Below are 22,423 nucleotides of genomic sequence, written 5' to 3'. Positions count from 1 at the left end.
GACAGTGACATTACACCCCATAACTGATGATATTGTCAATTATGACGTATAAATCTACAATGCGACGTTACAGAAATCTGGAACCGAGATGCCTGATACCCCGAACTCCCGTGCAACCAGGCAGCACACACAAAAGCTGCCAGCTCCGGCCGAAGCGACCGAAGGGCGCCAGCCGCGCGGCGCCCGCCGCAAGCGGGAGACTCGAACCCGCCTGCTCGACGCTGCGCTCAAGCTAATGGCCGAAAAAGGGATGGTTTCAGTGGCTATCAACGACATTACCGAGGCCGCCGACGTCGGTTTCGGCTCCTTCTACAATCACTTCTCGTCGAAGGAAGGGATCTTCGCCGCGGCTGTCGAGTGGGTATACGAGGAGTTCGCCGGTACGCTTGATCGCCTGGCCGGCGGACTGTCCGATCCGGCCGAAGTGGTCGCTGTCTGTGTGCGCCATACGCTAATGCGCGCCCGCCGCGAGCCGGTGTGGGGACAGCTCCTGATTCGCGAGGGTTTCTCGGTGCATGCGCTGAATTGGGGGCTCGGTCAGCGATTGCTGCGCGATAGTCAAAGTGGCATTTCCGCGAGGCGCTTTGTCGTCTCGGACCACTTTCTGTGTCTCATTTCCGTTACGGGCATCATCTTGGCGGCGATCGCCGCTGAAATGCACTTTTCCGCCTCCGTCACACCAGCCGCCCAAGGGCAGAAGGCATGTGGACTCGGAGAACAGACCTTCGCGGAGCGCGCAGCGGCGGTCGTGCTACAGGCACTTGGACTCAAGCAGGTCGAGGCGGAGAGAGTTGCGCGGCTGCCGTTACGGGGTTAGCCGGAAATCAGTCTTTGAATGATTCAATCTAGGGTGCATCCCCAATCTGCCGCGCAGAATAACGGTCATTCATCGCCAAGGGAGCATTGCCGCTTATGGTCACAAGTGCGTGTCGCTTGAAGTGTTAGCTCACGTTCGCGGCTGCCGAGGCTCGAATGTCGGGAAAGCGACCTGTAGCCGCCTCATCGATGCCGGTAGTAGCTACGCATTCGTATGCATGGAGCAATGTCTGCATATCATCTACACAAAAATCTCCCGTGCGCCTATCTTTCGCCAACCGTACCTCAGCGCCACTAACCTGGTCTCTGCCTAGTGACGATACACTTTCGAAACGCTCAAACTGATTACGCTGAATAACGCGCTCGGCGGGGCGGACGATTCCACCTGAATTCTTCATTATTCAGGCTTTCTTGTTTCGCATAAACGAGGAACGTCGACGTTGCCGTTGACGCTCTCGGTTTCATCGCGAATCTACAGGGCGGTCTCCCGCGGCAAACGCATCCATTCAGACAGCAGGATCCACCGGGCGAATCACGTTGGCCGAAACGGCGATACCGGGTGCGGAGAATTCGATCATCTCGCATCCCAGATATTCGATGATCTCGAGGTCCGCGAGGCCGTTGATCACGTGGAACGTCGTGGGCAGTTGCTCGAACGTCGCGCGATTCCATTTCACGGAACCGCCCTCGCCCCCCCATTTGCGGAAATTGGCATCGCTAAACTTGATTGGCGAAGTATCGCCCGCTGCACCCGGCAATGGCTGCGACGTGGTTGCGTAGGCGATGTCGCAACCGCCACTGCCAAACTGACCGCTTCGGGGCATGTACTTGTAGAACAGCGTCGCGCCGCCAGGGCCCGGCAACCGTTTGTCCCCCGATATTTCGGTCAAGCCGTACAGATCGATTTCAAAAAACTCGAAGCCGAACCACGACGCGCTTCCACTGGCAGTACCCGCGCTCAGATCGACGTTCAAGTCTGGTATTTCGGCGAACAACTTAGGAAAACCGAGTTCCTCGCGGCCAGTCAGAATCGCATCCGGGAGACCCTCGAACAGGACCGGACAGAACGCTCCGTCAATCGTCTCGGTCTTACCAGTATAGGTAACCGGCACTTCAACGTTAAGAATGCCGTAACCACGGCCTGCCAACCAGTAGAGATTGCTAAAGAAAGCCAGCGACACATGCACCTCCGGCCGGCCGCGCAGCGAGAAACCGGGCGGCAGAATGCGCTCGATGCTCGCGGCCTCGGTGCGATAACGCACCGTCATCCATTGTGCTTTCATCACGCCGGATTCCTCCGGCATCCAAAGGGTGCCATCGGCTTTCTGACGGGGGCCGGGCGCAGGTCCGAACACGGCTGGCATGCGATAACGCACGCCGGGTTTGAATTCGACTGTCATTAAATATGTCCAATTTCTCAAAGACTCAGAACGGGTATTGGCGAGGCGTGGTCTGCAGGGTTATCCAACGCAGGTCGGTAAACTCGTTGATACCGGCGCGACCGCCAAAGCGACCGAAGCCACTGGACTTGACGCCGCCGAATGGCATCTGTGCCTCGTCGTGCACGGTCGGGCCATTGACGTGGCAGATGCCCGACTCGATACGCTTTGCCACTTGATAGGCTCGGGCGATATCGCCACCAAATACCGCGGCGGCAAGCCCGTACTCATTGTCGTTGGCACAGGCGATCGCTTCTTCGACGCCATTGACGCGAACGATGGGTTTCACAGGGCCAAACGATTCCTCGCGATAGATTTTCATGTCCGGCGTAACGTAATCCAGCAGAGTCGCCGGCATCAGTGTGCTCGTCGCCTTGTTGCCGCAGAGCAGCTTGGCGCCCTTCTCCAGCGCGTCGTCGATCAGTGCGTTGCAGCGCTCGACCGTCGCCATATCGATTACGGACCCGAGTACCACCGGCTCCTTGCCGCGCGGGTCGCCCAGCGGCAGAGAACTCGCGCGGGCCGCAAGGCAAGAAACGAATTCGTCTGCGATCCGCGCATCAACGACAATGCGCTCGGTTGACATACAGATCTGGCCGGAGTTAGCGAAGGCACCAAATACGGCAGCGTTCGCGGCGGCATTCAGATCAGCATCATCAAGAACGACCAGGGGCGCCTTGCCGCCCAACTCCAGCACCACGGGCTTCAGGTACTGTGCACACGTAGCGGCGATGATTCGACCCACACGCGTCGACCCCGTGAAATTCACGCGTCGCACCGCGGAATGCGCAATCATTGCTTCGACCACAGCGCCGGCATCGGCTGGCGCATTGGTCACGAAGTTCACTACCCCCGGAGGAAAGCCGGCTTCGTTCAGAGCCTCCGCGATCAGACCGTGCGTCCTCGGGCAGAGCTCCGAACCCTTGAGCACCACGGTATTACCGCAGGCGAGCGGCACAGCGATGGCGCGCACACCCAAAATCACGGGCGCATTCCAAGGCGCCATGCCCAACACCACACCGGCCGGCTGACGCACGCCCATCGCGAGATTACCGGGCTGGTCCGAGGGAATCACCTCGCCGCAGATCTGCGTGGTCATTGAGGCCGCTTCCTGCAGCACGCCTGCCGCCAGATGAACGTTGAAATTCCCCCACGCAGGGCTCGCACCAGTTTCCTCGGCCATCGCCTTGATAAACTGTGACTCCCGGGCGGCGACGGCGTCCACCGCCTTCAACAGCAATGTACGGCGTTCACCCGGTCCAGTCTGGGACCACTCCACAAACGCACGCGCGGCCGCATCGACCGCGGCACGGGCATCCGCCACCGTTGCCGCGGCGGCACGTGAGACGACCTCCCCCGAGAGCGGATTGCAACGCTCGAACGTAATACCGGACGATGCCGGCACCGTCTTCCCGCCGATCATTAGATTGACTTCGAACATGAATAATCCTTTACGTCATGAACGGATTCACACAGGCGTAGCCCGCCATCGACGCACATCATGCGGCGTGACGTGCGCCGCTCATTGACTGTCACTTACACAAACTCGGCGGCGACGGGATTCTCGATGTGCCCGAGCTTCTCGATCTCGACACGCACCACGTCACCCGGTTGCAAGAATTTGCCCAGCGCAATGCCGACATTTGCACAGGTACCCGTCGCGATCAGATCGCCCGGCTCCAGCGTCATAACCTGCGAGAGCTCATGGATTTGCTGCCAGATGTTGTAGATCATGCCGCGCGTGCTTGCGCTCTGACGCGGCTCGCCATTGACCGAGAGATTCATCTGCAGCGCGTGCGGATCGGCAATCTCGTCGGCCGTCGTGATCCACGGTCCGATCGGACCGTGACTGTCAAACGACTTGCCGAGCGTGAAGGTCGGACTCCTGAACTGCCAGTCGCGTGCGGTCACATCGTTGGCGACGAAATAGCCGCCTACAACGGCCGGCGCATCCTCGACCGACACGTAGCGGCAGCGTTTGCCGATCACGACGCCAAGCTCGGCCTCATAGTCCATCTTGTCCGACACACGCGGTTTGTAAATCGGATCGAACGGGCCGGTGATACAGGTGACCTGCTTGTTAAACCACAGCTGGTTCTCCGGTACCGGCACGCCGGCACGCGCAGCCTCTTCCGCATGGTCGTGATAGTTCATGCCGATCGCCATATACTTCCGCGGATCTGGAATCGGGGCCTCGAGCCGAACCTCGGAAAGCGGAATGCCACCCGAAACGCCGACGAGTTTTTGCGTCAGTTGCTGGATCAGCGCAGGACCCGCGGCCAATACTTCGCGAATCGTCGAAGGCGCCGCGGAATCGAGGTCAGCAAGCGGCACGACATGATCACCGACGACCGCACCAATGGTTGTGACGCCACCGTGGGTGTAGCGTGCGAGTTTCATACAAGGAGCTCCTGAAGAAAATATCAGAGAAGGCAATCAGTCAAAGAATTCGGGGGACAGCGGAGGAGCCCATTGGCTCAGCTCACCGTCAGAGATCTCTGCGTGCCCCACAGGGGTTTCGTCATTGACCAGGTCTCCGTCCGTCCAGTGCTCGATCTTGTTGCCGAACGGATCGCGCCAGTAGTCGAAGATCTGGCTGCCCTGCACATGGCGCCCAACGCCCCACGAATGCGTGTACCCGCGGGACTTGAGGTGCTCGCTCCCCTGAAACAGATCATCCAGATCCAGAACCTCGAAGGCCGCATGGTCGAAACGCGCAGCGTTACCGTGCGTCGTCACCAGTGCGATCGTGTGGTGATCGGTCCATCGCTCGCCGAGGCCGCAATGCAGGAAAGCGGCAATCAAATTCTGTTCACGTTCGGCCCAGTAGGTATCCGATACGCGGAAGCCGAGTATGTCGCGATAGAACGCAAACGTTTCCTCGAAATTCGGCACCAGCAAGGCAACATGCCCGAGCCGCCCGACCGAGCTCGGATTGCGTGTGACGCGCACCTTGTCGCCGAAGCGCCGCCACCGCGTCGACGAATTCATGGCAAGCGGATCGCGCACCGTCATCGGCATATGGCGAGCCTGACCGTGCAGCACGTCGACCACGAACCCGGCTGGATCGCGGAAGCGTACCCGCTTGCCACCACCTGGTTCAGGGTTGTCCTCGATAGGCGCGCCAAGAATCGCCGAGAGTTTTTCAAGATCTTTGCATTGCTCAGCAAATAATCCAAAGCCAAGCGTGGCGTTGGAAGCGCCCAACTCGCTGATATGCGAGTGATGCACAGAACCGGCCGTACGCATGTATAGAGCATTGCCGGTGTGCGCAATCCGATGTAGGCCGAAGTCGGTCAGAAACTTTTCCATGCTCTCCAGATCCGTTACCTGGTAACGCACGTATGCGATATCCTCGACAGTAATCACACTTGTCCTCTCTTTCTTTAACGGGTTTTATTGAGGATGTTTGGGCGGTGCGATCTTGTTGATACCGCTCCAGTGCTCCGCAAGCTTTCCGCCGCGGACACGATAGGCATCAAACACAAAAAATGGATAAGTCCGCGTCGGATCGCCCGGTTCGGGCTGGGGGAATTCGCCCGCGATAACGACCATATCGCCGTCTGCGACAAGAAGTGCCGGCGGCATCATCAGATTCGGCTTGACCGGCTGCGGCGGCAGACCGCGAAAGGTTTCAGCTACGAAAGCTTCCAGGCCGGCGCGGCCGCTGGGCAGATGGGAGCCGTGCTGATGGTAGTCCTCCGTGACGAAGTCCTTCACCGCCGCGGGGTTCCGGGCATCGAAAACATGTCTGTAAAAATCAATCACAAGCTGGCGGTTGCGCGCCGCTTGATCCGCCGATTGGGTCGGGTTGGTCATAGTCTCCATCTTCCGTGTCAGAACTACACATAGCCTGCCGAGCGGCGGGGCATGGTGACCCTGCTACTGCGGCAAATCGGGATTCTGTATGGAGAGTGTGGCCGACCGGCTCACGAATACGGAAGTCACAGAAGGTCGCGTCAGGTTACTTCCTGCAACCAGGCTTAGGCGACGTTCAGTCGGCTGGCGAGCGATTCGAAGTCTGGATGGGCGCGCAGAACATCGTAGGCGGGAGACGTAAGCAACAGTAGTTCCTGGATGTGCGTGCGGGACGTCAGTGCGCGATCCAGCCATTTAAAGGCTTGCTCGACGTCGCCCAGTCCGGCGTGAATCAGTGTCATCGCGGCCGCGTTAGGCCCCGTCGTGGCGCCGCCTGCGCCCCGCAGAACCTCGATAAGATTCCTTGCCTTGCCGTGCTGCCCAGTCCTGGCATAGGCGTAACCCACGTGCCCCAAGGCTACCGGGTGTTCGTCCATCAGACGACAGGCTTCCTCCAGCTGATCGACGGCGGTGTTGGGGAAACCCGCGTAGAGAAAACAGTCTCCCAGCAACAACTTCACCGCATCGAACTCGGGCGCCAGCGCCGCCGACTTCTGGGCAAACATGATCGCGCTGTCGAAATCGCGCATATGTAAACAGATCGCGGCCAGCGAGGAAAGCGCAAAGGCGGACCGCGGGGCCAGTTCCACTCCGCGTGCAGCAGCATCGAATGCGTCCCGCAAGCGTCCTGACTGAAGGTGCCCCAATCCCATGGCGGTATGCGGCAGGCCGTCCTCCGGACTAGCCATGATCGCCTGGCTGAACATCAATGTGGCCTCGTCGGCACGGCCGGATGTAAGGCGCCCCACGCCAAGGGCAACCTGCTCGCCAGCCGTCTGGTCCCGTATGGCGCTGCGCAGATATTCCCTCAGCAGCACGTTGTCCCGCATGACGTAACGCGGCGCAAACTCATCCTCGATGATGATGGTCGCTGGCCTGGAACTGAGCCAGGACTGAACCGAAGCGGCAACATCGGTGGCGACCTTTCGCTGAAACGCCATCATGTCTTCCACTTGCTGCTCGTGGCGTCCGGACCAGACCGACACATCCCGGGCTGGGTCGACGATGCGCAGATTGAGCCGATAGGTCTTCCCCTGCCGGAACAGGCTTCCTTCCATGACATAGGACGCTTGTGACGCCCGAACCACCAGCGGCAGTTCCATCGCCATCTGGCCAAATTTCTGGCTGGAATTCCGGGACAGAACAGCAACGACCGGCAAACCGGAGAGATACAGACTGATCTCGTCATGAAACGCGGCGACCATGTCTGGGTCGCCGATATTCAGGCCCGAGAACGGCAGAATCAACAGCCGCGGCCGGGATTCCTCGCGGATCGCAGATTGAATTGCTGGCGATCCGGCACTCTTGACCCGAAACTGGAACCTTGGTGTAAAGCCCCCTTTTGGCAAGGAGATCTGCACCTGATCCATCACGCCCTCGGTCCGGTAATAGCGTTCCAACCGCGCCCTGAGTCGCCAGGCTTCGGTTCGCACACTGGTCTCGACCTGCGGGTCGAACGCCCCGTCGCGACCGAACGCGTCCACGGCGATGGTGAATTGTTTCAGGCGCTCACCACGGCCGGCCAGCGTTTCGGAGACGAGATGCTGCAGCAGTTCGCGCAGGCGCTTCGCGCGCCGAAAGGTTTCACTTTCCAGCACTGCGTGAAGCGCTGCCGTGACGTGCTCGTCTTGCAATTCGTGAGGGGGGGTGACACTTTGGACCATACGCTTCTCGGACCTTGCAGACTAACCGCTCGATTCTATCCACATATAAGGCGATATGCCGATTAGGGTCATGCCGCATATCGCCCCCCAATAGGTCACAACACGTCACACATTTCCGTCGAAGCCGCAGCCGAAATAAATCAAAAAGCGACCGATGGAACGTAACCCTCTGAGACTTGGTTGCCCCGTTGGGCCTGCGGTACCGTTGCGGCGTGTTCAACCCACAACGAAAACGACATGACCCAACTCAGCAAGCCGCAGGATTTCGGCGCCGTATCCGATGCGCGGCTGGCAGGCGCTCCCGGACCGAGTCCGGAAGCCATAAAGATGCGCGACGCGATCAGGGCATTGACGCCGCTTCTGCGCGAAACCGCCTGGGAAAGCGAAAAATCGACGGCGCTCGTACCCGAAGCGTTGCAGGCACTAGACCAGACCGGTTTTTTCCGCACCACGCTGCCCGAGAAATTCGGCGGTTCGGCCTTCGGCGCGCGTGATCTGGTCGAGGTCATCACAGCCGCGTCCTATGCTGACGGATCTGCCGGCTGGAGCGGGTTCGCCGCGTCCGGCGTACGCCTGGTTCTGGCCTTCAGTCCGCGCGCAGTCGAGGAAGTGAGCGCACAGCTCACCGACTGGGTCGGTCCGGTCGCGGTGGGGGCTTCGATCTTTTCCAGTACGGTCGGACAGGCCAGACGCTCCGATGGGGGATTCATGGCCACCGGCAAGTGGATGTATGGCAGCGGCTGCCGGTATGCCGCATGGGCGGTCGTCGGCATCGAATGGCAAGAAGACGATAAGCCCGTGCGCGGCCTGGCGCTGATCTCCAGGGACCAATACGAGATCCTGGACGACTGGCACGTCTCAGGCATGGCCGCGAGTTCAAGCAACAGCATCACGGCCCGGAACGAAATCTTCATTCCGGAATATCGCGTGATTCGCCATGCCGATCTGCCCGTCGCACTGGGCGCGCTCCCGCGAAAATATGAGGGACTCACCTACCGGTTGGGCCCACTGGCGACCATGCTGTCCACCGCGCTCGCCAATATCGCCATTGCCCTCGGCATGGCCAAAGGCTGTCTCGATTGCTTTGTCGAACAGGCCAACAAGCGCGTGCCGTTCAACCTGCCGTACGACACGGTGGCGACCATGCCGTCGACCCAGGTCGTTGCAGGACGTGTGCACGCCATGGTTAAGGTGGCCGAAGCGGTGATTCTTCAGACGGCTGACGAAGTCGATGCGCGTACCCTCCGTGGCAACGACTTCTCGCCCAGCGAGGAATCGCTCGCCACCATGAGCCTGGTCTATGCCGCCAATCTATGCGGCGAGGCAATCGACGAGATGCAGCTTTGCATCGGTTCTTCGACCGCCAGCTTACGCAACCCGATTCAGCGGTTCGCCCGTGATGTACGGGTCATGCTGACCCACGGTGCCATTCGCCGGGATCCGGCAGCAGAAATCGCGGGACGGCATGTCCTCGGTATTCCGCCTTTCAATATGTTCGCTGGCGGCCTGGCACAGCGTTGATAACCCTCACAAGAGAACTCCATATGTCCACTTCCGCGAATAATCGTTCGTCTTCATACGCCATCGATCCGATATTTCTGGATCGATGGTCCCCGCGTGCATTCGATGAGAAAGCCGTCATTTCCGACCAGGAGTTGATGACAATCTTCGAGGCAGCAAGTTGGGCGCCCTCGTCTTTCAACTCGCAACCGTGGCGCTTTATCTACGCACGTCGGGACACGCCGGAATGGTCTCGTCTGTTCGATCTGCTGGTCCCCATGAACCAAGGTTGGGCGGCACGTGCCTCAGCACTGATCGTGCTGGTATCGGCCAAAAACGCCCAGCCACCGGGAGCGCCGGGGCCGGTCCCCTCCTACAGCCACTCCCTCGATGCCGGTGCCGCGTGGGCCCACCTTGCCCTGCAGGCAACGAAGCTTGGCTGGTATACGCACGCAATGGCCGGGTTCAATGTCGACGACGCTTACGATGTACTGAGTGTGCCGGCGGACACCTTCCGGGTCGAAACGGCCATCGCCATCGGCCGTCTGGGCGATAGAAGCGTGCTGCCGCCGCCACTTCAAGAGCGTGAGCAACCGAACGGTCGCCGGCCGGTCGAAGATCTGGTCATGGAAGGACGGTTCCAGTCATGAACTCCTCCGCCACCCAACCCTTTATCATCGGAATCGGCGGCACGACGGCTAGGGGTTCGTCCACCGAACAGGCACTGAGTCTTGCCCTGGCAGCCGCGGCAGCGGCCGGCGCGAGAACGCAGCTATTCGGCGGTGAGGAACTTCTGGCCCTGCCGCACTATGTGCCAGGGAGTCTCAGGCGGAACGGTAACGGTCAGGCACTGGTCGATTCCGTTCGTAATGCGAATGGTCTAATTATCGCTAGTCCCGGCTACCACGGCACTATCTCGGGACTCGTCAAGAATGCAATCGACTATCTCGAGGAAACAGCCAAGGACGACCGGGTCTATCTGGACGGGCTGCCCGTCGGCTTGATTGCCACCGCTTATGGCTGGCAAGCAACCGGAGGAACGCTCGGTGCCTTGCGCTCGATCGTTCATGCACTGCGCGGCTGGCCTACGCCAATGGGCGCCGCGATCAATACCAGCGGAGGCGTCTTCTCCGAAGGCGCCTGCCAGAACGAGGCCGCTGCCAATCAACTCCGCCTCGTTGGTCTCCAGGTCGTCGAATTCGCGACTTCATCGGCACATTACGCAGCGCAGTCAATATCACTGAACAACGCTTAGGAATACCAGTTATGTCTCTTCCGAAAATGGACAAGCCGTTTCCGCCGATGGTACCGACTGGCGCGATCGAATCCCCGTGGCTCACCGATACCGGCCGCGCCATCGCGACCAAGGTGCGTGCACTGATTCCGCTGATCCGCGAACAGGCTCAGGAAGGTGAAAAGATCGGCGCCCTCACGCAGGATGTGCTCCACGCGCTCACCGATGCCGGCATCTTCAAGATGGGCATGCCGATCGAATGGGGTGGGTACGCGCTCGGCGCGCGCGATCTCGTCGAAATCATCAGCGTTCTTGGCGAGGGCGATGGCTCGGCCGGCTGGGCTGGCTTTGTCGGCGTAGGGCTCAAGAACCTGCTGGCACTCAACCCGGAGGTCATTGAAGAAGTGCGCGCTGATACGCAAGGCTGGGCCGGGCCCACCATTGTGGGTGCCTCGGTCTATGCGACGAAGGTTGGTGACGCCCGCAAGGTCGACGGAGGCTGGATGGTGAAAGGCCGTTGGGCCTTTGGCAGCGGCTGCAAGCACGCAAAGTGGGCATTGCTCGGCGTTGAATACGATGCAACCTCGCCGGGCGGTTCCGGCCGCGGCGTGGTCGTCGCCCAGCGTGACCAGTACGAAATTCTCGACGACTGGCACGTCATGGGTCTGTCGGGTTCGGCGAGCAACAGCATCGAGATTGTTTCCGAGCAGTTCGTTCCCGACCACCGCTTCCTTGATCTCGCCGAATTTCCACTGCGCATGCAGCTTATCCGCGATCATTTCCAGGGGGCTGGTTTCCAGCAGCGTGGTCTTGCACAACTGCTCACGGTGACGCTCACCAACATTGCAATTGCACTGGGCATGGCACGCGGCGCGCTCTCCTGCTTCGCTGAACAGGCACAGACGCGCAAGCCGTTCAGCCTGCCCTACGCCACCATCGCCGACATGGCCTCGGTCCAGGTCGCTGCAGGTAAAGCATTGGCCATGATCAAGGTCGCGGCTGCCACGATCGAAGGTTGCGCAGATCAACTGGATGCCCGTACGGCGGCAGGTTTAGATTTCACGGTCGACGAAGAGTCCGAAATCAGCCTCAGCCTCGCTTATGCAGGAAATCTTTGCGAAGACGCCATCACCCTCGTGCAAAAGACGATCGGCTCTTCAACGGCGTCGTTGAAAAACCCGATCCAGCGCTTTGCCCGTGACGTCCGAGTTCTGACGTCGCATGGCGCGATCCGGGTCGACCCCCAGTCGGAACAGAACGGCCGACGCATTCTTGGACGCGAACCGTTCCCAATGTTCGGCGGCGCCGTGCCAGCGCGCGGCAATCACCCCAAAATGGAGCTTGTAAACAAATGAGTGATTTCACCATCGTTGATGGCGTAGCCCAGATCCACAATCCCGAGCTGTACAACACCTGGCTCGACCGGCCCGACTATATCGAGGCGCTGGCCGCCTCGCCGTCACCGGAAGTCACCGCGATCAAACGGCTCCTGATCGAGTTCGAGGCAGAGCTCAGCCGTATGGTTCGAGACAATACCGTCCAGGAAAAAGTCGTCGAAGTAATGACCAGGTTTATCGCGGACGACTATATCCAGCACGACCCGAATGCCCCGGGCAATGGCCGCGAACGGCTTATCGAGCATTTCCGCCGGGTCCCGCTCGCTGGCGTTACGCCGCCGCCGGTGGTTAGCGTGATCGTCGAAGGCGAGCTTGGCACGGTCATGTTCAAGGAGCCGACGCCGGACCCGACTGCACCGGGCCAGACCTACGACTGGTACATGATCACGGTGTTCCGTGTCCGCAATGGCAAGCTGGCCGAACACTGGAGCACCTTCAAGAAGATGGCCGACCCGTTCCCGCCAAAAAAAGATTGAGCTCTGCCATGAACAATCACTTTGGTTTTCCGAAGCCAAGCCCGAAGTTTCCGGAATCGCGACATCTGAGCGAAACCGGGAAAAGTATCCGCGATGCCGTCATGCAGAAGCTTGACCTGCTGCGCGCGCATGCCGTCGAAGGCGAGGAACTGGGGGTACTCGCACCTGCGACGCTTCAAGCCCTGCACGAGACCGGTGTATTCAAGATCACGCTGCCGATCGAGCTGGGCGGCTATGCGCTCGGCGCACGCGACACCGCCGAGATTGTCGGAGCCCTCGGCCAAGCAGACGCCTCCGCCGGCTGGACGGTAATAGTCTCGAGCGCGGCCCGGAACACGCTCGCCTTCTCCGAACGAGCGCGCAACGAGGTATTCAGCGTCGTCGATAGCTGGGTCGGCCCACTCATGTTCGGTGCGACGGTCCTGGCACCTCATGTCGGCGAAGGCCGCAAAGTCGAAGGCGGCTATATGATCAAAGGCAAGTGGCCGTTTGGCAGCGGATGTCGCATCGCAGCCTGGGGATCGGTTGGCATCGCCTACGTCGACCCGGCCACGGGTGTTCCGCGCCGCGCCATGGCAATCTTGTCGCGGGATCAGTACCAGATCGTCGATGACTGGAAAGTCATGGGGCTGAAGGCTACGTCGAGTAACAGCGTGCAGGCGACCGAAGAAATATTCGCTCCCGACTACCGCGTCGTTCACATGGATGAGCTTATCGGGCACATAAACGGACTCCGCGGAAAGTATCAGGGGGTCGCCTTCATGCATAGCCCGATCGGTTCAATGGTGGCCATGACGGTTGCCTTCACGTCACTCGCCACTGGTATGGCCAAAGGCGCACTGTCCGCATTCATCGCACAGGCAAAAAAGCGACCTCCCTTCAACGTCCCGTACGCCACGATGTCCGAAATGGCAAGTATCCAGGTTGTCGCAGGCAAAGCGCGCGCGGTCATCAATTCGGCCGAAGCTGTGCTCTACCGTCATGCCGACGAAATCGACCGCCGGGCTATCGCAGGTGAAGATTTCCTGCCGACAGATGAGCCTGAGATCACCATGGATCTGGTTCATCAGATTCACGAATGCCTCAAGACCATCGATGGTCTCCAGCTTGCACTGGGCTCGTCGACGGTGAGCGTGACCAATCCGATCCAGCGTTTCGTTCGTGACATCCACGTCCTGGCAACCCATGGCGCTTTCCGCGTGGATCCGATGGCCGAGATCAACGGCCGCGATATGCTTGGATTGGAGCCGTTTGCAATGATGGCCGCCTTGACACCGTCGTCGGGCGCACCGTCAGGAGGGCCGCCAGGAGCAGGGTCCGGGATGCCGCCGGCACCCCAGAAAGCATAACGCGCACCGAACGCCAGGCCGCCATCCAACGGCATCGATTGGACGTCCGGTCAGGCGGATACGGATATGCCCTATCCTGAACCGTAGAAATAACGAAGACTATGGAGACTATGGACCAATCCTCTTTTTCCGGCCGCTCTTTGCCCGGAACTACGTGGCAGACCTATGTTCTTGATCTGCTACGCGCACCGCGCCAAGCTAAAGCGGCGCTCGTGGGCTGTTTCATCCTGATGACGCTCAGCCCCGCGGGCCTTTCGGCAATGATGCCTTTTATCACGGCGTCGTTCGCGCATCACACAGGGAAGCCGATGCCTGAGGCAATTCTGGTGTTTGTCGCGATTCCACTGCTGATCTCGCCATTTATCCTTCCAATCGCAGGCGCATGGGTTGATCGATGGGGTGCAAAGCGGGTCGCCATCCCAGCCTCAATCCTCTATGCAGCAGCTACCGCACTGGTGCCAATCAGCAGTGCATTTCCCGGGCTGCTCGGCGTTGTTATCGTGCTGACATCGGTGTTTGGCTTCATGGCCAGCCTCGCCGTGGTATTTAAGGTGGTCACCGGCTGGTTCCCACGCCATCGTGGTGTCGGCTTCGCCCTGATCGGCGCGGTGTCGAGTCTCGCGAACGCCTTGCTCTCCCCGTTGTTCCAATGGATGATTGACGGCGACGAGTCCGGGTTCGCGGGCCTCGGCTGGACCGGTACCTACTATGCCGTTGCCGCCGCGATTGCGGTCTTCGCGGTTCCGGCTGCACTGTTTCTGCTCTCTGAACCTGCCCTCGAAACGTCAGAGCCGGCCTTTCCCAAACCACCGAGCAAAGTCAATCTGAAGGATATTCCCGGTGTGCCGATGGGCAAGGCGCTTCGGAGCCGTACCTGGATCTTCATCGCTCTGTCTTTGGCGCTGGCAGCCGCTGGCCCCATGGCGGTGCGTCAGAACGCGGTCAACTTCTTTGCCGAGCGTGGCTTCGATCCAGCAACCGTCGCGGTATCGCAATCCGTGTTGTTCGTGGCCTCGATCGTAGGTCTGTTCTTCGGCGGCATGATTCTGGATCGCTCGCGCCGCCCGTGGGTCATCGTCCCGCTCCTTGCGACTGTGCCTACCGGCCTAGTGCTGTCTTACTTCAATCACGGCAACGTCCTGCTTCTGTTCGTCTCTACTGCCTTTCTGGGATTTGCAACAGGCGCAGAGTCGTCGCTGGGGCCATTCCTTATCGCACGCTATTTCGGTCTGAAATGCTTCGCCCAGCTCCAGGGCCTGACACTCGCCATCTCAACGCTTACGCTCGGCCTCGCGCCATTTCTCGTGAGCGCCATGCAAACCGCGATAGGCAGCTATACGGTTCCATTCGGCGTGCTGACCGCGCTGACCGCGTTGGCCGTGCTGTTCGCGTTTCTACTGCCGCCATATCCGGCCGAATGGACCCATCGTACGGAACAGGATCGATTCACGCGCGGCGCTGACGCGCCCGAGCTTGGATAGAAATCCAAGACAGCTTACTGCTGTAGTCCATAAGGATGGAAGTAGCGGCACTCTGCGAGCGCTCGATCGAGCGCTCGCAAAAAAAATATAAAACCAGGAGACACGTGATGAATTGTCCAGACACTGGAACTGACGCTCGACGTGAGTTCGGTGAGCGCATCGTGGGCCTCGACAGCAGGCCACATAAGCTGGCTTATGAAACTGCTGCTGCGATGGTGGAAGATATTTCCGCCAGCGATTGGCCGGAAGGTCACCTGATTGGTTCGGTATCCGAAGTTCGCCAACGTTTCGGCGTTGGACGAAAGGCCTGCCAGGAAGCAATTACAATCATGCAGACGCGCCGGCTCATCGATGTCCGGCGAGGTGTCGGTGGCGGCCTCTATGTCTCCCGCCCAAGATTGAGCGATACCGCCGACGCGCTCATTCTGCATCTGGCTCTCAGCCGTACCCCGCTGCGCGCCCTGCGCGATTCGCGCATCATCGTTTGCCAGCTTGCCATCCGTTCACTGATCAGATGTGGCGCGCATCTCGTCTATAGGGATGCGCTACCCATCGCCCGCAAGGAGCCGAGATCAGCTTTTTACCGCCAGTTAGCTCAGGCGTCCGGCGATCCGGCGATCGCTTTCCTGATGGATCTTCTGGATGAGGTACAGCAACGCTATGCTGCCGCCAATCGCAAGAACACAGCCGCTTCGGCTGATATCCACACAGAGCCGCTGGACAATGCCCTTATTCAGGCGATCCGGTCGGGTGATGCGGAAACCGCGTGTCGCCTGGTCCGGAATCACATACGAGCACTCGACGGGTTCGCAGTAAGCCAGCCGATGGATCAGACCAGCTTCGTCCAAACAACCACCTTCCTCGACCTGAAGAAATCCTCCGGACGATTGGCGGGCTTGATCGTCGAGGAAATTCTGGCGCATGCCGCAGACGAATCGTTCAAGCTCGGGTCGGAGTGGGACATCGGTGACCGTTACGGCTACGCGGGCGAGATCGTCCGCCCCGCCCTGCGGATGCTCGAGGACCTCGGCATCGTTGCATGCTGCCGTGGACGCAGCGGCGGCGTAATCAGCACGTCGCCCAGGATTGAAGCGGTCGTGCGTCTGATCAGCTCCGGTATCGCGAGTTGCGGCATCTCTCCCGCGCAAAACTTCGAGCTGGCGAGCCAGCTCGTGACAGAAGGGGTTCGCCTGGCTGCCGAACGCAACAGTGGCGCCCCACTTTCTCCAACCAAAGATCTTCCTTCAAAAAAAATCGTCACATTGATCGACCTTATCGACATCGAGAACACACTTCTCGACATCATGGACAACCCGATCCTCGCCATCTTCGTGCGCAGCCTGGCGCTGCAATCCGTGTTCAGTAAAACGTTGGTGGACATGGCGCAATTCTCATCCGATGTGGCTTCAGCGATGCGCACCTGCAGCCTGGAAATCTCCCAGGCCATCCATATGGGCGAACCGACAGCCGCCGTCAGCGCTGCTGAGCGCAAATGCGAATTGATGAGACGTGAAATCGAGAGGGTTTCGTGAGCATTGCCAGGCTTATTTCTCGTCTCACCCATTCGAATTCTGCATCGTCTGACAAACTGGATCCGCATCTACTACGCGTCGCAGGCGTAGTCGTACTTGGCGCCTTTATGTCGATTCTCGACACGACCGTCGTTAATGTCGCAATCCGCGGACTCACGAAGGCCTTCCAGGCTCCACTGGAAATGACCCAGTGGATATCGACCGGTTATATGCTGGCCCTCACCACGATCATCCCGCTTGCCGGATGGGCAGCCGACCGTTTCGGCACCAAGCGCCTGTACCTGGCTTCCATCATGCTGTTTGTGACCGGATCGGTCTTGTCGGGAGCAGCCTGGTCGATGCCGACACTGATTCTGTTCCGCGTGCTGCAGGGGCTGGGAGGCGGCATGATTCTGCCTACCGGCATGACGCTACTGAGCCATCTCGCCGGCCCTCAACGCATGGGACGCCTGATGGGCATCGTAGGCATGCCGATCGTGCTGGGCCCCATTCTGGGACCGACTCTGGGTGGGTGGCTGGTCGACGACGTTTCCTGGCGTTGGATCTTTTTCATCAACCTTCCGGTCGGCGTGATCGCACTGTATGCGGCGCATCGCGTACTCGAACGCGACGATCCCAAACCTCACCACACTTTGGACTGGCTCGGCCTGCTGCTTCTTTCCCCAGGGCTGGCGATTTTCGTCTACGGCCTTGCGCAAACCGCAGCGGCAGGCAGCTTCAAGTCGCTGATCGGCGATGGCTGCGTGCTCGGAGGTCTGGCACTGATCGTCGGATTCGTGCTGCACGCTCTGCGCCGCGACGACGCGCTGATTGATGTACGGCTGTTTGGTCGCCGGGTCGTTGCAAGCGCCGCCTGCACCACCTTTCTGTTGAGCGCGGCCGTTTTCGGCATCTCGATTTTGCTTCCTCTGTATTTTCAGCTGGTGCGCGGGTATTCGGCCTTCGACACGGGTGTCCTGGTGGCTGCGGAGGCACTGGGGGCAGTGACGTCGATGCCATTGGCGAGCTATCTGACCGACAGAATCGGCGCTGGCAAAATCGTTCTGGTGGGGATTGCATGTATTACGCTTTCCGTTCTGATCCTGAGTATGATCGGCGACGCAACGCCCATCTGGACCATTGAAGCTGCGCTATTCCTCGAGGGGCTTGGCAAAGGATCGACGATGATGCCGGCAACAAGTGCAGCGCTAGGCACATTGAGAAAGCACGAGATTGCCCGGGCAACGAGCGGACTGAACGCGATACAGCGTGCCGGTGGCGCAATCGGCACAGCGCTGCTCGCTGTAGTCCTGACGCGCGGCATATCGCGCGTCGCCCCGGCGGACGACACCGGGAACTTACATACTGGCGTCATTTCTCGAGGAAGCGACTACCTCCCACTCACACGCGGACAGGTATTTGGCCACACGTTTCTTTGGTCACTGGGGATCATCGTGCTGGCGGCTTGCTCCGCCATGCTCTTGCTGAACAGCAAAGCCGCGATCGGAAGCGAAGAACCCATTTCACCCGGTGACTGAAGCACGTGGCCATACCCGTGCTTGAACGGGTTCCGACATCAGGAGGGTGCTATATCGCACCCTCCTTCATAGAATAGCGGTCGATTGACTGACCGCATTGCGATCGGGACCTACGCGGCTCCTACTACGCTGACACAATGATCGGACGCTCGCCGAGCACCGACAACCCGTATCCCGAAACGGCAACCAGACTGCGCCGATGATTCGATAGCAGGATCATCTGTTGAATACCGAGTTCGGCAAGCACCATGGCACCTGCACCATAGTCGCGAAGTTCGCGCATTTCCGCGTCCTCGTCATCCTGATCGCGAAGCCGGACTGCCGTAGCGAACGCGTCGGCACGGGGCTTGTTGATGATGACCACTACCCCCGCCCCTTCCTCGGCGATCATCGCCATCGAACGGGCTAAATAGGTTGATTCCTCACCCATTTCGCCAAAGGCATCCGCGAAGATGGACAGGGCGTGCATCCGCACGAGAACCGGGCGGCCCGGATCAATGATTCCCTTGACGAGGGCGACCTGCTCAGTCTTGGTAGCTTTATTCCAGAATACATAGGCCAGCCACTCGCCGCCCCATTTACTCCTGAATGTCGCCGTGACCTTGCGTTCGAGCAGATGATCGTGACACAACCGATAGGCGATCAGATCACGGATCGTGCCGATCTTCAGATTGTGTCGCTTACCGAATTCGATCAGATCGTCCATGCGGGCCATCCTGCCGTCGTCCTTCATGATCTCGCAGATCACTCCCGAAGGATTGAGTCCGGCCAGGCGCGCCACGTCCACTGAGGCCTCGGTATGGCCCGCTCGAATCAGAACGCCACCATTGCGTGCACACAGGGGAAAGACATGGCCGGGCGTGGCGATGTCATCCGGCCCTCTCGCGGCATCGATTGCGACGGAGATCGTACGCGCGCGGTCGGCGGCTGAAATGCCAGTGCTAACATCTTCGCGTGCCTCGATCGATACGGTGAAAGCCGTCTCATGGCGCGTTCCGTTAGTTCGACTCATTGGCTCAAGCTTGAGCTGTTCAACGCGTGCTTCAGTCAAGGCGAGGCAGATCAGCCCCCTGCCGTGGGTTGCCATGAAGTTGATCGCTTCTGGCGTGGCCATCTGGGCAGGAACGACAAGATCGCCTTCATTTTCACGATCCTCGTCATCGACCAGGATGAACATGCGTCCGTTGCGCGCTTCGTTGATGATTTCCTGAGGTGAAGAAATATAGGATTGCGATTCAGTGGACATACTCGCTTCTTTTTGCATGGTTGATTCTCCGTCGACGGTCGCTTCGGGAGCGGCTTGTATCTGACGTTCGGCGAGATCCAAAACAAATGAAGCTCACCGGCCGGAACCGGTCAGCTCCGCATTTCAGACACTCTTTAGAACGAGAAGATTATTTTTTCATTGACGATCAGGGCAGTCGGAAGTTTCGGCGCCATCACGGTTCCCGGATTGGTCACCAGGGATGCCGTCGAGATGAGATAAATGCCCGGTCTCATGCGATAGGAATATGAAACCGACACGTCGGTTGAAACAGCCGATGTATTCTGAACACCATGAGCCGCTTCGATGGCTTGCAGGTCGCGGCTCTCGAAAGTCTGGCTAAACCCAAGCGAAACCATATCGAATGGACGAGTTGCAAATGGGCCCACCCAGAACAGGTTGATCGAGTAATCCTTCGCAAAGAAATTTCGATCCGATGGCGCAGCATCAACCTTGATATCCAGATTGAGACCGCCGGGGTTATAGGAATTTTTTGTCAGCTGCACCGTGAGGCCAGCGTAAAAGGCATGGTTGTTGTTAGCCACTTGCCCGTTGAACTTCGTATAGTTCGTTGTGTTGTAGATAATGCCAGCCCGAGCCCAGACAGGCAGACTATCTTGAGTCATTCCGGTTTTATATCCGACTTCGTCAATAAATAAAGCCTTTGTGCCCGGGGTATGCCAGCGGAAACCAGTGGGATTTTCCGCCAGCTCCACCAGCGAGCCATCAGGGCTAACGCTTCGCGAAATTCCGAAGTGATTGTAAAAATTCTTGGTCCACGGGTCGCGGACTGTAATTTCCGCGGTCGGCGTCGGCGTATATACGCTGAGACCGGCGAGCGCCGGAATCACGCTGGACAGACCTTGCGCCGCGGATCCTGCATTCCCAGTCAGATTCATGCCGACAAAGTCTTGAATCGTCAGCAGATAGCCTGCTTTGAGCTCCAGCGTATTCCCGAACAGCGGTTGAACAATGCCCAAAGTGGTCATTGCCGGGTGCAGAACAGGCGCCTCACCCGTGCGACCATTAGAAAAGATATTCGACGCACTGCCGGTTAACTGGCCGCCCTCTGGAAATCCGATTCGACTCAAATCGTACGTAACATAGACACTGGTAATGTCATAGGCGCTTGGTGTTTGTCCCGCATAATGTTGCGCCCCGCCACGATGCCCATTCAAGACGTCGTACTCGGCAACCGGAGAAGTCGATGCCTGGAAGCCCCAGCCGTGCTCTGCAAGGAGATCTCGAAAGCCGAACAGCTTTGGGGCAACCGTATCGCACGTTGACGGCAAATAGATCGTGCTCATGATACGGGTGTTGTACTTATCGTATTTCGCGCAATCCATATTGCCCATCGGCGGTAAGCCTTCCGGTGCGGGAACCGCCGGAGCTAGTCCCGATTGCGCCAGGGAAGCATTCGGCGCGGACGTATTCACATGCACCTGTGCGTCCGCCATGCATTCGGACGTTCCGGCGACAGTCAGCAGACACGCAAGCGCGATTGCTTTGAGATTCGACGGGGAAGTTGTTGCTGCAAACCAATGTGGCACCACAGTCTCCTCCTAATTATTTGAGTGGCAGTTATTGGTAGGGAGACCCATGTTCATCTTCGTGCCGCAAAAGAAATAGGTGCATCTATCACGGCATGCATTCAATACTGCGCCTGCAAGCCTTGGAATGGATCTGACATCTTCGGTCCACCGAAAAATGCTGTGCCTGCTGCCGCGCCGTCGGGATTCGCGTTGTCGTATTGCGCTGTGTAGCCGGCGCGGCGATACGAGCAGAATCCGCGCGAGATCGTAGACGGAATCAGCACGCGGCCGCCCTTACGAAGATTACCCACCGAGCGCCCCACTTCCTCGATCACGCCAATCCCTTCATGACCGAGAATCGTGCCCGGCACCGTGTCGCCGAGCATGCCGCGCACCATGCGCAGATCGGTGCCGCAAATCGCGCTCGACGTCAGACGCACCAGGGCGTCGGTCGGCTGCGATCTGAATGAGATTGGCGCCGCCTCGTCAAGACTTATGCAGGCGCGGATCCGCTCGTGGTGCCCTGCGTGGCCCGATTCGTGCTGCGCTCTGTGCGACCCGGCAGGAGGCCGCCATGAAAATGCCCGTTTTTACTTACGTCGAATGTCCATGCGGACATTGCGGAGCCGTCATCGAAAGCTTGCACGTCGACAATTTTGAAGGTCCGCAGCATCGGACGTGGCTACGTAACCTGAATCATGCCGGCACATATGAAGGCGGAGACAGGTTGTTCGCAAAGACGAAGCCCGGCTGCCCGGCATGCGGTCGAAGTCTCGGTCCGGAACACATTGTTGGCCGCAGTGAACTGGAAGGAGTTGGCGAAGTGCTGCGGCCCAAAGAAAAGAGCGCCGGTCTTGCAAGTGCGTGAGTCGACGAATGGCCCGGTCAGGTCCGACTCTTGCGCCAACGATCATGCGCCATCCCTATGCAACACCCGGCACGCCGTGCCGCTTCACTCGAGGAGCAGACAATGGAAACGACGAAGGCAGAAGGAGTAGTGAAGGAAGTCGCAGGCAACGTGGAGCAGGCAGCCGGCGATCTTCTGGGCGACGCCGGCATGCAGGTAAGTGGTGCGGCGAGGGAATTGACTGGCAAAGCGCAGCAACTGTACGCAGATTTTGTCGAGGTAGTACGAGACACGACTACGGAACGGCCGTTCGCGGCCTTGGCGATTGCCGCCGGCGTGGGCTTCGTTCTTGGCGCGTTGCGCGCAGCCAATCGCTCGAGGCCTGACACCAGTCGGAGCGACTGGAGAGATCGGGATTGACGCTGTTGGCGTCTTGCCATCGACGAGACGCCAACGG

Annotated in this window: 20 protein-coding genes and 1 pseudogene; 12 read left to right on the top strand and 9 right to left on the bottom strand. The window is 59.3% G+C overall.

The annotated features are described in order from the left end of the window. Nucleotides 1-88: 88 nt before the first annotated feature. The gene (locus M0D68_RS20990) at nucleotides 89-817 is read left to right on the top strand and encodes a TetR/AcrR family transcriptional regulator (RefSeq protein WP_266225234.1); all 729 of its coding nucleotides are present in this window, start codon (nucleotides 89-91) and stop codon (nucleotides 815-817) included. 505 nt (nucleotides 818-1,322) lie between these two features. On the opposite strand, the gene M0D68_RS20985 is transcribed toward M0D68_RS20990, so the two are convergent. The 6 genes from M0D68_RS20985 to M0D68_RS20960 form a co-directional block, all read right to left on the bottom strand. Next, a complete protein-coding gene (locus tag M0D68_RS20985) occupies nucleotides 1,323-2,216 on the bottom strand; it encodes an acetoacetate decarboxylase family protein (RefSeq protein WP_266225233.1) in 894 nt (297 codons plus the stop codon). A 25-nt stretch (nucleotides 2,217-2,241) separates the two neighbouring features. Next, nucleotides 2,242-3,696: an aldehyde dehydrogenase gene (locus M0D68_RS20980; RefSeq protein WP_266225232.1), complete on the bottom strand. Its 1,455-nt coding sequence runs from the start codon at nucleotides 3,694-3,696 to the stop codon at nucleotides 2,242-2,244. A 95-nt stretch (nucleotides 3,697-3,791) separates the two neighbouring features. Continuing rightward, complete coding sequence (locus tag M0D68_RS20975) at nucleotides 3,792-4,655, bottom strand: fumarylacetoacetate hydrolase family protein (RefSeq protein WP_256457955.1); 864 nt, start codon at nucleotides 4,653-4,655, stop codon at nucleotides 3,792-3,794. Nucleotides 4,656-4,691: 36 nt separating this feature from the next. Then, entirely contained in the window at nucleotides 4,692-5,597 is a 906-nt protein-coding gene (locus M0D68_RS20970) for a VOC family protein (protein WP_323137233.1), read from the bottom strand. A gap of 54 nt (nucleotides 5,598-5,651) precedes the next feature. Beyond that, entirely contained in the window at nucleotides 5,652-6,074 is a 423-nt protein-coding gene (locus M0D68_RS20965; RefSeq protein ID WP_266225229.1) for a nuclear transport factor 2 family protein, read from the bottom strand. A 164-nt stretch (nucleotides 6,075-6,238) separates the two neighbouring features. Beyond that, nucleotides 6,239-7,837, bottom strand: a complete 1,599-nt coding sequence (locus M0D68_RS20960; protein ID WP_256457952.1) for a hypothetical protein — start codon at nucleotides 7,835-7,837, stop codon at nucleotides 6,239-6,241. A gap of 237 nt (nucleotides 7,838-8,074) precedes the next feature. On the opposite strand from M0D68_RS20960, the gene M0D68_RS20955 reads away from it, so the two are divergent. The 9 genes from M0D68_RS20955 to M0D68_RS20915 all read left to right on the top strand — a co-directional run bounded on the left by M0D68_RS20955 (nucleotide 8,075) and on the right by M0D68_RS20915 (nucleotide 18,323). Beyond that, a complete protein-coding gene (locus M0D68_RS20955) occupies nucleotides 8,075-9,358 on the top strand; it encodes an acyl-CoA dehydrogenase family protein (protein ID WP_266225227.1) in 1,284 nt (427 codons plus the stop codon). A gap of 23 nt (nucleotides 9,359-9,381) precedes the next feature. Continuing rightward, the gene (locus M0D68_RS20950) at nucleotides 9,382-9,987 is read left to right on the top strand and encodes a nitroreductase family protein (protein ID WP_266225226.1); all 606 of its coding nucleotides are present in this window, start codon (nucleotides 9,382-9,384) and stop codon (nucleotides 9,985-9,987) included. Next, nucleotides 9,984-10,592: an NADPH-dependent FMN reductase gene (locus M0D68_RS20945; protein WP_256457949.1), complete on the top strand. Its 609-nt coding sequence runs from the start codon at nucleotides 9,984-9,986 to the stop codon at nucleotides 10,590-10,592. The genes M0D68_RS20950 and M0D68_RS20945 overlap by 4 nt, the downstream gene beginning before the upstream one ends. 11 nt (nucleotides 10,593-10,603) lie before the next feature. Continuing rightward, a complete protein-coding gene (locus M0D68_RS20940; RefSeq protein WP_256457948.1) occupies nucleotides 10,604-11,926 on the top strand; it encodes an acyl-CoA dehydrogenase family protein in 1,323 nt (440 codons plus the stop codon). After that, complete coding sequence (locus M0D68_RS20935) at nucleotides 11,923-12,444, top strand: nuclear transport factor 2 family protein (protein ID WP_266225224.1); 522 nt, start codon at nucleotides 11,923-11,925, stop codon at nucleotides 12,442-12,444. The genes M0D68_RS20940 and M0D68_RS20935 overlap by 4 nt, the downstream gene beginning before the upstream one ends. 8 nt (nucleotides 12,445-12,452) lie before the next feature. Next, the gene (locus M0D68_RS20930) at nucleotides 12,453-13,793 is read left to right on the top strand and encodes an acyl-CoA dehydrogenase family protein (RefSeq protein ID WP_256457946.1); all 1,341 of its coding nucleotides are present in this window, start codon (nucleotides 12,453-12,455) and stop codon (nucleotides 13,791-13,793) included. 110 nt (nucleotides 13,794-13,903) lie between these two features. Continuing rightward, complete coding sequence (locus M0D68_RS20925; protein ID WP_266225222.1) at nucleotides 13,904-15,274, top strand: MFS transporter; 1,371 nt, start codon at nucleotides 13,904-13,906, stop codon at nucleotides 15,272-15,274. Between the two features lie 35 nt (nucleotides 15,275-15,309). Continuing rightward, nucleotides 15,310-16,806, top strand: a complete 1,497-nt coding sequence (locus tag M0D68_RS20920) for an FCD domain-containing protein (protein WP_266225220.1) — start codon at nucleotides 15,310-15,312, stop codon at nucleotides 16,804-16,806. Continuing rightward, nucleotides 16,803-18,323, top strand: a complete 1,521-nt coding sequence (locus tag M0D68_RS20915) for a DHA2 family efflux MFS transporter permease subunit (protein ID WP_266225219.1) — start codon at nucleotides 16,803-16,805, stop codon at nucleotides 18,321-18,323. Before M0D68_RS20920 ends, M0D68_RS20915 begins: the two co-directional genes overlap by 4 nt. A gap of 124 nt (nucleotides 18,324-18,447) precedes the next feature. Here the strand turns inward: M0D68_RS20915 and ribB are convergent, their stop codons facing one another. The 3 genes and pseudogenes from ribB to M0D68_RS20900 all read right to left on the bottom strand — a co-directional run. Continuing rightward, nucleotides 18,448-19,587, bottom strand: a complete 1,140-nt coding sequence (gene ribB, locus M0D68_RS20910; RefSeq protein WP_256457942.1) for a 3,4-dihydroxy-2-butanone-4-phosphate synthase — start codon at nucleotides 19,585-19,587, stop codon at nucleotides 18,448-18,450. Nucleotides 19,588-19,703: 116 nt separating this feature from the next. Then, nucleotides 19,704-21,044, bottom strand: coding sequence for a carbohydrate porin (locus M0D68_RS20905; protein ID WP_266225218.1), 1,341 nt, complete (start codon nucleotides 21,042-21,044; stop codon nucleotides 19,704-19,706). Between the two features lie 197 nt (nucleotides 21,045-21,241). After that, nucleotides 21,242-21,580, bottom strand: a pseudogene (locus M0D68_RS20900) (alcohol dehydrogenase catalytic domain-containing protein); the annotation flags it as partial. 113 nt (nucleotides 21,581-21,693) lie between these two features. On the opposite strand from M0D68_RS20900, the gene M0D68_RS20895 reads away from it, so the two are divergent. Both M0D68_RS20895 and M0D68_RS20890 read left to right on the top strand, forming a co-directional pair. Then, on the top strand, nucleotides 21,694-21,987 hold the full coding sequence (locus M0D68_RS20895; protein WP_256457940.1) for a hypothetical protein: 294 nt from the start codon (nucleotides 21,694-21,696) through the stop codon (nucleotides 21,985-21,987). A 102-nt stretch (nucleotides 21,988-22,089) separates the two neighbouring features. Further along, the gene (locus tag M0D68_RS20890; RefSeq protein ID WP_266225216.1) at nucleotides 22,090-22,386 is read left to right on the top strand and encodes a CsbD family protein; all 297 of its coding nucleotides are present in this window, start codon (nucleotides 22,090-22,092) and stop codon (nucleotides 22,384-22,386) included. The last annotated feature ends 37 nt before the right edge of the window (nucleotides 22,387-22,423 follow it).

It is taken from the genome of Paraburkholderia sp. SEWSISQ10-3 4, from assembly GCF_030464785.1.
GTDB lineage: Bacteria > Pseudomonadota > Gammaproteobacteria > Burkholderiales > Burkholderiaceae > Paraburkholderia > Paraburkholderia aspalathi.
The sequence above is the reverse complement of the archived record's forward strand: the minus strand, read 5'-3'. Positions and strand labels throughout refer to the sequence as shown.

Excerpts from the sequence above, each read along its gene's own strand:
- M0D68_RS20990 (WP_266225234.1), top strand. The coding sequence starts at position 89 with ATGCCTGATACCCCGAACTCCCGTGCAACCAGGCAGCACACACAAAAG.
- M0D68_RS20985 (WP_266225233.1), bottom strand. The coding sequence starts at position 2,216 with ATGACAGTCGAATTCAAACCCGGCGTGCGTTATCGCATGCCAGCCGTG.
- M0D68_RS20980 (WP_266225232.1), bottom strand. The coding sequence starts at position 3,696 with ATGTTCGAAGTCAATCTAATGATCGGCGGGAAGACGGTGCCGGCATCG.
- M0D68_RS20975 (WP_256457955.1), bottom strand. The coding sequence starts at position 4,655 with ATGAAACTCGCACGCTACACCCACGGTGGCGTCACAACCATTGGTGCG.
- M0D68_RS20965 (WP_266225229.1), bottom strand. The coding sequence starts at position 6,074 with ATGACCAACCCGACCCAATCGGCGGATCAAGCGGCGCGCAACCGCCAG.
- M0D68_RS20960 (WP_256457952.1), bottom strand. The coding sequence starts at position 7,837 with ATGGTCCAAAGTGTCACCCCCCCTCACGAATTGCAAGACGAGCACGTC.
- M0D68_RS20955 (WP_266225227.1), top strand. The coding sequence starts at position 8,075 with ATGACCCAACTCAGCAAGCCGCAGGATTTCGGCGCCGTATCCGATGCG.
- M0D68_RS20950 (WP_266225226.1), top strand. The coding sequence starts at position 9,382 with ATGTCCACTTCCGCGAATAATCGTTCGTCTTCATACGCCATCGATCCG.
- M0D68_RS20945 (WP_256457949.1), top strand. The coding sequence starts at position 9,984 with ATGAACTCCTCCGCCACCCAACCCTTTATCATCGGAATCGGCGGCACG.
- M0D68_RS20940 (WP_256457948.1), top strand. The coding sequence starts at position 10,604 with ATGTCTCTTCCGAAAATGGACAAGCCGTTTCCGCCGATGGTACCGACT.
- M0D68_RS20935 (WP_266225224.1), top strand. The coding sequence starts at position 11,923 with ATGAGTGATTTCACCATCGTTGATGGCGTAGCCCAGATCCACAATCCC.
- M0D68_RS20930 (WP_256457946.1), top strand. The coding sequence starts at position 12,453 with ATGAACAATCACTTTGGTTTTCCGAAGCCAAGCCCGAAGTTTCCGGAA.
- M0D68_RS20925 (WP_266225222.1), top strand. The coding sequence starts at position 13,904 with ATGGACCAATCCTCTTTTTCCGGCCGCTCTTTGCCCGGAACTACGTGG.
- M0D68_RS20920 (WP_266225220.1), top strand. The coding sequence starts at position 15,310 with ATGGAAGTAGCGGCACTCTGCGAGCGCTCGATCGAGCGCTCGCAAAAA.
- ribB (WP_256457942.1), bottom strand. The coding sequence starts at position 19,587 with ATGCAAAAAGAAGCGAGTATGTCCACTGAATCGCAATCCTATATTTCT.
- M0D68_RS20905 (WP_266225218.1), bottom strand. The coding sequence starts at position 21,044 with ATGGCGGACGCACAGGTGCATGTGAATACGTCCGCGCCGAATGCTTCC.
- M0D68_RS20895 (WP_256457940.1), top strand. The coding sequence starts at position 21,694 with ATGAAAATGCCCGTTTTTACTTACGTCGAATGTCCATGCGGACATTGC.
- M0D68_RS20890 (WP_266225216.1), top strand. The coding sequence starts at position 22,090 with ATGGAAACGACGAAGGCAGAAGGAGTAGTGAAGGAAGTCGCAGGCAAC.